Origin of the sequence: Mycobacterium sp. MOTT36Y, from assembly GCF_000262165.1 — a bacterium.
Taxonomy (GTDB): domain Bacteria; phylum Actinomycetota; class Actinomycetes; order Mycobacteriales; family Mycobacteriaceae; genus Mycobacterium; species Mycobacterium intracellulare.
In genome coordinates this window covers 3,036,036-3,046,558 of record NC_017904.1, presented here as the reverse complement: position 1 = coordinate 3,046,558, position 10,523 = coordinate 3,036,036, and the positions used below count along the sequence as shown (strand labels likewise).

Sequence of the window (10,523 nt, the reverse complement as noted above, 5' to 3'; positions counted from 1 at the left end):
TCACCGCGCGTTGATCATGGGCGTTGATGGGCCGTTGCAGCGCTTTTGGCGGACGTCACGCGCGCGCCGAATCGGGCCCCGGTAGGGTCGAAGAGGTGTGCGGAGTCACCGGGGAGGTACGACTCGACGGGCGGGCGCCCGAGGTAGCGGCGGTCTCAGCGATGGCCGCCGTGCTGACGCCGAGGGGCCCGGACAGTGGCGGCGCCTGGTCGCAGGGCCGGGTTGCCCTCGGCCATCGTCGCCTCAAGATCATCGACCTGACCGAGGCCGGCTCGCAGCCGATGGTCGACTCCGAACTGGGCCTGTCGATCGCCTGGAACGGCTGCATCTACAACTACAAGGAACTGCGCAGCGAACTCAGCGGATACGGCTACCGCTTCTTCTCGCACAGCGACACCGAGGTTCTGATCAAGGCCTACCACCGGTGGGGCGACGACTTCGTCAGCCACCTGTTCGGCATGTTCGCCTTCGCCATCGTCGAGCGCGACAGCGGGCGGGTGCTGCTCGGGCGCGACCGGCTCGGCATCAAACCCCTGTACCTGACCGAGGACAACCACCGGGTCCGCTTCGCCTCGACCCTGCCAGCCCTGCTGGCCGGCGGCGGCGTGGACACCCGCATCGACCCCGTCGCCCTGCACCACTACATGACCTTCCACTCGGTGGTGCCCGCCCCGGCCACCATCCTGCGCGGGGTGCGCAAGGTGCCGCCCGCCTCGCTCGTCGCGATCGAGCCCGACGGCAGGCGCACCGTCACCACGTACTGGGCGCCCGATTTCACCCGGCACGCCGACCGCGCGGACTGGTCGGAGCGCGACTGGGAAGACGCCGTGCTGTCCACGCTGCGCCTGGCGGTCCAGCGCCGCCTGGTCGCCGACGTGCCGGTCGGCTGCCTGCTGTCCGGCGGGGTCGACTCCAGCCTGATCGTGGGCCTGCTCGCCGAGGCCGGCCAGCACGGGCTGTCCACCTTCTCGATCGGCTTCGAGTCGGCCGGCGGCGTCAAGGGCGACGAGTTCCAGTACTCCGACATCGTGGCCAAGCGCTTCGAGACCGACCACCACCAGATCCGCATCGAGACCGAACGGATGCTGCCCGCCCTCGACGGGGCCATCGGCGCGATGAGCGAGCCGATGGTCAGCCACGACTGCGTCGCCTTCTACCTGCTCAGTCAGGAAGTGGCGCGCCACGTGAAGGTCGTGCAGTCCGGCCAGGGCGCCGACGAGGTGTTCGCCGGCTATCACTGGTACCCGCCGATGGGCTCACCGGCCGCCGCGTCGCTGCAGGGTGCGGTCGCCGAGTACCGCGGTGCCTTCTTCGACCGTGATTCGGCCGAGCTGGCCGGGCTGCTGGGACCGGGCATCATGGCGCCCGGCGACCCCAGTGGCCGCTTTGTCGCCGAGCACTTCGCGCGGGCCGGCGCCGAGACGGGCGTCGACCGCGCGTTGCGGCTCGACACCACCGTGATGCTCATCGACGACCCGGTGAAGCGGGTCGACAACATGACGATGGCGTGGGGGCTGGAGGGCCGGGTTCCGTTCCTCGACCACGAGCTGGTGGAACTGGCCGCCACCTGCCCGCCGGAACTAAAGATCGCGCACGAGGGCAAGGGCGTCCTCAAACAGGCTGCGCGGCGGGTGATTCCATCGGAGGTCATCGACCGGCCCAAGGGCTATTTCCCGGTTCCGGCGCTGACCCACCTCGAAGGGCCCTACCTCGACATGGTCCGCGACGCCCTCTACGCGCCGGTTGCCAAGGAGCGCGGCCTGTTTCGTGCGGAAGCGGTCGAGGGCCTGCTGGAGAATCCCAACGGCAAGCTGACCCCGCTGCGCGGCAACGAGCTGTGGCAGATCGCCCTGCTCGAGCTGTGGTTGCAGCGTCACGGCATCACGGGGCCGGTTGCATGACCGTGGTCGATCCGTCCGGCGACCACACCGAGGCGATCACGCTCGGTCTGCACGACGCTTCGCCGCCGGAGCTGGTCGATGCGATGGCGAAAGACGTCGAGCTCGAATTGGGTTGGGGCCGACTGATTTTCGGACAGACCTTCGCCGACTCCCAGCAACTGGTCGAGGCGCTGCGCCGCGAGGGTCCCGGCCGGCGCGACATCTGCATCTACGCCCGCGAATCCCACGTCGTGGTCGCCGAGGCGCCCACCGAGCTGTTCATCGACCCCAGCCACACCTACCGGCTGCGCTTCACGGGCAAGAAGAAGGCCTCGCCGCCGCCGCCGCTGGGCGTGAGGGTGCGCACGCTCAACGATCCGATCGACGCCGACGCCATGAACCGGGTGTACGTGCGCTGCGGGATGGTCCCCGCCGGGGTCGACGTGATCTGGGACAACCATCGGCATGTGCCGGCGGTGAAGTATCTGCTCGCGGTGCGCGACGAGGACGGCGCCGTGGTCGGTACCGTCACCGGCGTCGACCACGAGTTGTTGTTCAACGATCCGGAGGAGGGGTCGAGCCTGTGGACGCTGGCCGTCGATCCGGCCGCCGGGCTCCCGGGGGTCGGCGCGGCCCTCACCCGGGCACTGGCCGAGCACTTCCGCGACGCGGGCCGCGCCTACATGGATCTGTCGGTGGCCCACGACAACGCCGCCGCCATCGGCCTGTACGAGAAGCTGGGTTTCCGCCGCGTCCCGGTGCTGGCGATCAAGCGCAAGAACGCGATCAACGAGCCGCTGTTCAGCCCGCCGCCCGAGACGGTCGACGACCTCAACCCCTACGCCCGGATCATCGCCGACGAGGCGTTGCGCCGCGGGATTTGGGTCGAGGTGCTCGACGCCGAGACCGGCGAGATGCGGCTCACCCACGGCGGGCGCAGCGTCATCACCCGCGAGTCGCTGTCCGAATACACCTCGGCGGTGGCCATGTGCCGCTGCGACGACAAGCGGTTGACCCGGCGCCTGGTCTCCGAGGCCGGCATCACCGTGCCGCGCGCGCGGCTGGCCACCTTCGACGAGAGCGACTTCGCCTTCCTCAAGGAGGTGGGCGAGGTCGTCGTCAAACCGACGCGGGGCGAGCAGGGCAAGGGCATCACGGTCGGGGTCGTTCCCGACAACGGGCCCGACGACCTGTCCGCCGCCCTCGCGCGCGCCCGCAAGCAATACCCGGACGTGCTCATCGAGCAGCGGGTGGCCGGCGACGACCTTCGCCTCGTCGTGATCGACGGCCGCGTCGTCGCCGCCGCCCTGCGCATGCCCCCGGAGATCATCGGCACGGGGGAGCACAGCGTGCGGGACCTGATCGCGGCCGAAAGCCGGCGGCGGTCGGCGGCCACCGGCGGCGAGTCCCGCATCCCGCTGGACGACCTCACGGAATCGACCGTCGCCGAAGCCGGTTGGGCGCTCGACGATGTGCTGCCCCAGGGCACCCGGCTCCGGGTGCGTCGCACGGCGAACCTGCATCAGGGCGGCACCATCCACGACGTCACCGCGCAGGTGAACAGCGAGCTGTGCCGGGTCGCGGTGACCGCGGCCGAGGCGATCGGCATCCCGGTGACCGGCATCGACCTGCTGGTGCCCGACGTCACGGGCGCCGACTACGCGTTCATCGAAGCCAACGAGCGACCGGGGCTGGCCAACCACGAACCTCAGCCCACGGCGGCGGCTTTCATCGATTTCCTCTTCCCCGGCCACCCCGGGCAGCCGCAGGCCTGGACGCCCGAGGAGTCCCGCTCCGATCGCGGCTGACGCCGGTCGAAACCAGAACGGAGACGCCCGTGAGTGCGAGCGCGCAAACCAACGCCATCACGACGCAGGTACCCGCACGGCTGGACCGGCTGCCGTGGTCCCGGTTCCATTGGCGCGTCGTCGTCGGCCTGGGCGGAGTGTGGGTGCTCGACGGGCTCGAGGTCACCATGGTGGGCAACGTCTCGGCTCGGCTCATGGAACCGGGCAGCGGCATCGCGCTGGACCCCGCGCAGATCGGTATGGCGGCGGCGATCTACATCGCCGGGGCGTGTTCGGGGGCGCTGTTCTTCGGTCACCTGACGGACCGGTTCGGACGACGAAACCTGTTCATCCTCACCCTCGCGATCTATCTGGTCGCCACCGTGGCGACCGCGTTCGCGTTCGCCCCCTGGTATTTCTTCCTGACCCGCTTCTTCACCGGCTCCGGCATCGGCGGCGAATACGCCGCCATCAACTCGGCCATCGACGAGCTGATCCCGGCGCGGGTGCGCGGCCGGGTCGACCTGGTGATCAACGGAACCTATTGGCTGGGTTCGGCCGCCGGCGCCGGCGGCGCGCTGATCCTGTTGAACACCGCCAACTTTCCGCCCGACATCGGGTGGCGGCTCGCCTTCGGCATCGGCGCGATCCTCGGCATCTTCGTGCTGCTGGTGCGGCGCAACGTCCCGGAGAGCCCGCGCTGGCTGTTCATTCACGGGCGCGAGGAGGAGGCCGAGCACATCGTCGGCGAGATCGAGCAGGAGGTCGAGCGGGCGACGGGCGAGCCCCTGCCCGAGCCGCAGGGCAAGCCGCTGCGGATCCGCCAGCGCAAGTCGATCTCGTTCCGAGAGATCGCCGGCGTTGCCTTCAAGCTATACCCGCGGCGCGCGGTGCTCGGGCTGGCGCTGTTCATCGGGCAGGCGTTCCTCTACAACGGCGTCACGTTCAACCTCGGCACGCTGCTCAGCCAGTTCTACGCCGTGCCGTCGGGCATGGTGCCGGTCTTCTTCGTGCTGTGGGCCCTGAGCAACTTCGCCGGCCCGCTGGTGCTCGGGCATCTGTTCGACACCGTCGGCCGCAAACCGATGATCACGCTGACCTACATCGGCTCGGGTCTCGCGGTGGTGGTGCTGGCGCTGGTGTTCGTCACCCAGGCCGGCGGCGTCTGGGCCTTCATCGGCGTGCTCATCGTGGCGTTCTTTTTGGCGTCGGCGGGTGCCAGCGCGGCGTACCTGACCGTCAGCGAGATCTTCCCGATGGAGACGCGGGCGCTGGCGATCGCATTCTTCTACGCGATGGGGACGGCGATCGGCGGCATCACCGGCCCGCTGCTGTTCGGTCAGCTGATCAACTCGGGCCACCGCAGCGAGGTCGTCTGGTCGTTTTTGATCGGCGCGGTGGTGATGGCCGCGGCCGGGCTGGTCGAACTGTGGCTGGGGGTCGCCGCCGAGCGGCGCCCGCTGGAAGAGCTGGCGTTGCCGCTGACCGTGGAAGACGCCGAAGAGGCCGAACGCCAAGGGGATTCGGCGCCGCTCCCGGACTGACGGGCCTGCCCGCTCGCGCGCGTCACCGCTCGGCTACCCGGTGAGCCTGGTCAGCCAGGCGGGATCCTGATAGTTCACGGACGTGACGCCGTCCCACACGAAGGGGGTGGAGTTGGCGTTGACGCCGGACAGCGTCGAATAGCCGTTGGCCGCTTTCGTCTTGGCCGTGCCGAGGTCGTCGCCGGACTTGATGCAGGTGATCACGGCGGCGCCGGCGCCGACCGTCTTGGCCAGTTGCGCGAATTCGCCGTCGGTGCGGTCTTCGGCGCCGCCCTCCTGCGGCTGAAAGTTGCTGGCGAACAAGCCCGAATAGAAGTCGCTGTAGAGCTTGGCGTCGTTCTGCGCGGCGACGCAGTAGGTGGCCGCGACCGCGCGGGTCGAATAGGTCCGGCTGTGCGAGCGGTCGTCGAGGAAGTTGAGCAGGTGATAGCGCACCGCGAGCTTCTTGTTGTTCACCGCCGCGTCGATGTCGGCGCCGTTCGATCGGATGAAGGTGCCGCACGGCGGGCAGATGGGTTCGTTGAAGATGTCGATCGTCGCCCGTGCGGCCGAACTGCCCACGTACACACCGTCATCGAGCACCCGCAGCGCGACGGCGTCCGGTGGTGGCGGCGGCGAAGGCGGCTCCGGCGGGGACTCAGATTCCCACGGCCGGACCACGGCGAGCAGCGCCCCGACGAGCGCCACGGCGACGGTGGCGGCGACGCCGACCCACAGCCAGGGCCTGCGGCCGGCTTGCGGCGGTGGCGCCCACGGCGGCGGGCCACCGGCGTTGCTCCAGCCCCCAGCACCGCCCCAGCCGGTCGGTTGGGGCACCGGCCCGCCGGGAGCAAATGGCTGGCCGGCGCCCGCAGGGGTGGGCCACGCCGTCGCCGCGGGCGGTGCCGGCGCGATGCCCCCGGGTGCCTGGGCGGCGAATGCCGAAGGCGGCGTTGCCATCTGGGTGCGCGCCAGGATGTCGGTGGCCCGATCCTGGTCGGGTGCGGCCAGCGCCGCGTACGCGGCGGATGACAGGTCACCACAGGTGAGGTAGCGGTCGTCGGGGTTCTTGGCCATGCCGCGGGCGATCACCTCGTCGAAGCCGGCCGGGATGCTGGGCCGCGCCGCGCTGGGCCGTGGGATCGGTTGGTGCACGTGCGCGCCGATCACGCTGAGCTGGTCGCCCGTGTAGGGAGGGGAGCCGGTCAAGCACTCGTACAGCACGCAGGCCAGCGCGTAGATATCGGCGCGATGCGTCACCTGGGAGTCGCCGAACCGTTCCGGGGCCATGTATTTGGCGGTGCCCACGGTGGTGCCGATTTGCGTCAGCTTTTCGTCCGACGTCGCGCTGGCGATGCCGAAATCGACGAGGTAGGCGAAGTCGTCGGCGCTCACCAGGATGTTCTCCGGCTTGACGTCTCGGTGCAGGATGCCGGCCGCGTGGGCGGCGTCGAGCGCCGACCCGATCTGACGGACGATTGCCACCGCCCGCGGCGGCGACAATGGCCCGTACCGCTTCAGCATGCCGGCCAGGTCTTTGCCGTCGACGAGGCGCATGTCGACATAGAGCTGGCCGTCGATCTCGCCGAAATCGTGGATGGGCACGACGTGGGGTTCGTGCAGCCGCCCGGCGGTGCGCGCCTCGCGCTGCATCCGCGAGCGGAAGACCGGGTCGTTGGACAGCGTAGGCGACATCAGTTTTAGGGCCACCACGCGCTCGCGGACCGTGTCCTCGGCCTCGTAGACGTCGCCCATGCCGCCGCGACCGACCAGCCGCCGCAGCAGGTACGGCCCGAACTGCGAACCCGCCCGCGTATCCGCGGTCGTGTCATCCATCGGCGACTCCTCATCCGCCAGCCCCATGCACCGCAAACCGATTCGTGGCGCTCGCGCGGGCCCGGCCGATGGCGGCGCCGGATCCGCCGATGCGGTGGCATGCAGGCATAAGGCTAAGGTTTCGGCGACCGCGGGGCACACCGAATAGCGAAAGCCAGCTAATTCGACGGGACGCGCTTAACGGACGTCGTCATCCCCGGCGGCGCGGTCGGTGAGGCCTTCGCGCGACAGCGCCCGGACGAATCCGTAGGCCTGCATCCCGGCCGGGCCGGGATTGTCGAAGATCCACTCGTTGATCTTTTCCAGCGCGTTGGCCAGGTCGTCGCGCTTGACCCGGACCAGATACGTCCTGCGGTCGTCGTCGGGGTCCTCGAGTGACTCGGCGACCGCGACGGGATTCCGGAACGCATACGCGATCCCGTGTACGGCATCGTGATTGAGCGCCCACTGAATTTCGCTGGGGCGCAATCGGTTCACCGCCAGATTCCGATAGTCACGGTCGTGGTCTGAACTGCTCACCTGGCCGGTGATCCTTTTCTGTGTGCAGCGCGGGAGGCGACAAGCCGGGCGTTTTCATCATAGGAAGGGTGGCCGCTTGCTGCATGTCGAGCGCTTCTGCGCACCGGTGTCAGCGGCTGTACTTCAGAAACAGGTAGTCGTCGCAGACCAGCGCGTGCGCCAGGCGCATCGTGACCGGCGCGGTCAGCCGTGCCGGGTGCACGCGGTAACCCACCGGCTGGCTCGCGGCGAGCCTGGGGGCGAGGGTGACGCACAGTTCGGTGACGGCGTCGGCCTCGACCAGCTCGTCGAGCAGGGTCGGCCCGCCCTCGCACAGGATGCGGCGCATGCCCTGCTCGCGCAGCATCGCGACGGCCAGGGCCACGTCCACGGTGTCCTCGCCGGCGATCAGGAGGCGCAGCCGGTTGTCCGGCCGGTCGTCACTGTCGAGGCGCGCCGCGGTTCGCGCGCAGGTCACCAGGATCGGTGGTTGTTCGGGATCGCTGAACAGCCGCGCGGGCAGGTCGCCGCTGCGGCTGACGACCGCGATCGGCGGGGGCGCGAATCGCCCCTCGTGGTGCCGCCTGGCCCGCGCCGCGTCGCTGAGCTTCACCGGGCCGTAATTTTCGGCGCGGGCGGTGCCCGCCCCGACCAGGACGACGTCGGCCAGCCCGCGCAGGATCCGCAACAGCCGCTGATCGGTGGGACACGACAGGGGCCCGGCGCGCCCGCCGAACGCGGCGGCGCCGTCGGCGCTGAAGATCATGTTGGCGCGCAGGCTATCCGGGGGATCGGCATAGAACGGCGCGAGTTCGACGATGCTGGGGACGGTGCTGACCCGGGGAGACTGGTCCACCCTCACGCCTCGTGGCCGGGTTCGAGTTGGCGGACGTCGCCGAACGACACCCAGCTTTCCAGCTCCCGTGGCGGGCTGCCGCCGACCGGGGCCAGCAGGTGCCCGACGTGGTCGCCCAGCGGGAAGCGCTCGAGGATCTCGCCGACGAACCAGGCGGCCGCGTCGTCGAGGATGGGCATCCCGTCGGGGCCCGAATGCCAGGAACAGCGGGCGAACTTGTCGATCTTGTCGCTGGTCTGGCCGCCGAAGAGCTCCACGACGTCGAGGTGGTCGTGGTCGAACACGTGCACCGCCAGGTGGGTGGCGTCGCGGGCCGTGCGGAACGTGTGGTTGCGCTGCGACAGGCCGACCAGGAATCGGGGCGGGTGAATGCTGGCCTGGCTGGCGAAACCCACCAGGCAGCCGGCCGGGGTGCCGTTGGCGTGCGTGGTGACGACGAACATCGGATAGTTCAGCACCGCTACCAGCTTGTCGAATGCTTCGGTTTCGGGGTCGGCCATCCGGTCAGTCTTCCGTTGCAAGTGAGTGACATTCAGTGGTCACGCGACTTGCACCCCGTCTCGGGGTTGTTCCCCGGCCTGGTGGCCGGTTCCCTTCCGCGCTTCACGGCCACCAGCCCGCCCAGGCCAGGTCTTACGGTCGGCTCCACGCTTGACGGCGGCCCCAACTGGGCCGACGACGCTAATGGTGTCCTCGTAGCGTGCGAGGTTGATCGCTGCGTTGTCATCACGTTGGTGCGTGAGCGAACAGGCATCACATGTCCAGTATTCATCCCAGCCGATGTCTTGCACATGCCCACAGGCATGGCAGGTTTTCGACGACGGAAACCAGCGGTCAGCGACCGCCAGCTGCGACCCGTACCAGCCGCTCTTGTAAGACAGGAGGCGACGCGCGGCGCCCAGGGCCGCGTCCGACAGTCCACGCCGTCTGGCGCGGGCGCCCGAAAGGCCCTTCTGCCGCAACATTCCCGCCACGTCCAAACCTTCAATAACGATCTGGCCGTGGGTTTGGGCCAGTCTTGTGGTGAAGACGTGCAGGTGATGCGTGCGAACATCGTTGACCCGGCGATGCAGCCGGGAGATCTCGGTGGTGCGCTTACGGTATTGCCGCGAGCCTTTCGCGCAACGCGACCGTGCCCGACAGACCTGCCGCAACCGTTTCAGTGCAGCATCGAGCGGGCGCGGGTTTTGCACCTGTTCGATCACCGTGCCGTCACCGGTGGCGACCGTTGCTAGGCGCCGGACCCCGACATCGACACCCACCCGCGAATCGGGTAGCGCAACGCCGGGCTGTTGGGGGCGTTGCACCAGCACCCGCACCGTGGCGTCCAGCCGGGTGCCGTTGCGGCGCACTGAGATCGCCAACACCCGCGCTCGGCCGGCGCGAATCAGCCGTTCAATCCGGCGGGTGTTCTCATGGGTGCGAACCGTGCCGATCACCGGCAGGGTGAGGTGCCGTCGGTCGGGTTCGACGCGCATCGCGCCGGTGGTGAAGCACACCCGGTCAGCGTCGCGGCCCTTCTTCTTAAAGTGCGGGAACCCGACTCGTTTCCCGGCGCGGTTACCAGCGCGGGAGATCTGCCAATTCCAGTACGCATCGACCGCACCGCGGATTCCGTCGGCGTAGGCTTCCTTCGAGCATTCCGGCCACCACACCGCCCCGGTTTCGGCGTTGATGCAGACCTCGTCCTTGACGGTGTTCCAGCGTTTCCGCAGCACTCGCAGCGAAGGTTTCTCCGTCTCGATGCCGCACGCGTGCCAGGCTTCGATATCAGCTTTCAGGGCCGCGACCGTCCAGTTGTAAGCCTTACGGCGGGCACCGAAGTGCCTGTTCAACGACCTGGCTTGATCCCCGCTAGGGTCCAGGGTGAACCGGAATCCCTGCACTGTCCAACCGTGAGGAACCTCGAATTTTGCCATCACGCCGCCTCACGGTCATCGGCAGCGGCAATTGCCCGCTTAGCCGCCCGCTCGCCATACGAGCGAGCACACATCGACGTCAGGATCTCCGTCATATCGGCCACCAGATCGTCACCAGACTCGGCTGAGTCCGCGCATACACAGCGGTACGACAGCGCAGGCCAACACCCCCGTGTGCCGTCGACGAGATCAGCCCACCCACCCCACCGCGCAGGCAGGGGCAG

The 10,523-nt window shown here is 69.1% G+C and carries 8 protein-coding genes and 1 pseudogene; 3 read left to right on the top strand and 6 right to left on the bottom strand.

From position 1 onward, the window contains the following. Positions 1–95 precede the first annotated feature (95 nt). Genes W7S_RS14000 through W7S_RS13990 form a run of 3 tightly spaced genes read left to right on the top strand, consistent with a single transcriptional unit; the run spans position 96 to position 5,211 of the window. The gene (locus W7S_RS14000; protein ID WP_014711782.1) at positions 96–1,901 is read left to right on the top strand and encodes an N-acetylglutaminylglutamine amidotransferase; all 1,806 of its coding nucleotides are present in this window, start codon (positions 96–98) and stop codon (positions 1,899–1,901) included. Continuing rightward, entirely contained in the window at positions 1,898–3,688 is a 1,791-nt protein-coding gene (gene ngg / locus W7S_RS13995; RefSeq protein WP_014711781.1) for an N-acetylglutaminylglutamine synthetase, read from the top strand. Before W7S_RS14000 ends, ngg begins: the two co-directional genes overlap by 4 nt. A gap of 29 nt (positions 3,689–3,717) precedes the next feature. Continuing rightward, positions 3,718–5,211: an MFS transporter gene (locus W7S_RS13990; protein WP_008257301.1), complete on the top strand. Its 1,494-nt coding sequence runs from the start codon at positions 3,718–3,720 to the stop codon at positions 5,209–5,211. Between the two features lie 33 nt (positions 5,212–5,244). On the opposite strand, the gene W7S_RS13985 is transcribed toward W7S_RS13990, so the two are convergent. From W7S_RS13985 to W7S_RS27570, 6 genes and pseudogenes are all read right to left on the bottom strand, one after another. Next, entirely contained in the window at positions 5,245–7,026 is a 1,782-nt protein-coding gene (locus W7S_RS13985) for a serine/threonine protein kinase PknE (RefSeq protein WP_014711780.1), read from the bottom strand. A 177-nt stretch (positions 7,027–7,203) separates the two neighbouring features. Beyond that, positions 7,204–7,545, bottom strand: a complete 342-nt coding sequence (locus W7S_RS13980; protein WP_008257297.1) for a hypothetical protein — start codon at positions 7,543–7,545, stop codon at positions 7,204–7,206. Between the two features lie 109 nt (positions 7,546–7,654). Continuing rightward, complete coding sequence (locus W7S_RS13975) at positions 7,655–8,380, bottom strand: pyrimidine reductase family protein (RefSeq protein ID WP_014711779.1); 726 nt, start codon at positions 8,378–8,380, stop codon at positions 7,655–7,657. Positions 8,381–8,382: 2 nt separating this feature from the next. Continuing rightward, the gene (locus W7S_RS13970) at positions 8,383–8,880 is read right to left on the bottom strand and encodes a flavin reductase family protein (protein ID WP_014384863.1); all 498 of its coding nucleotides are present in this window, start codon (positions 8,878–8,880) and stop codon (positions 8,383–8,385) included. 39 nt (positions 8,881–8,919) lie between these two features. Next, a complete protein-coding gene (gene tnpB, locus W7S_RS13965; RefSeq protein WP_008257291.1) occupies positions 8,920–10,299 on the bottom strand; it encodes an IS607 family element RNA-guided endonuclease TnpB in 1,380 nt (459 codons plus the stop codon). After that, positions 10,299–10,439: pseudogene (locus W7S_RS27570) on the bottom strand (IS607 family transposase); the annotation flags it as partial. The gene tnpB and the pseudogene W7S_RS27570, both read right to left, overlap by 1 nt. Positions 10,440–10,523: the final 84 nt, after the last annotated feature.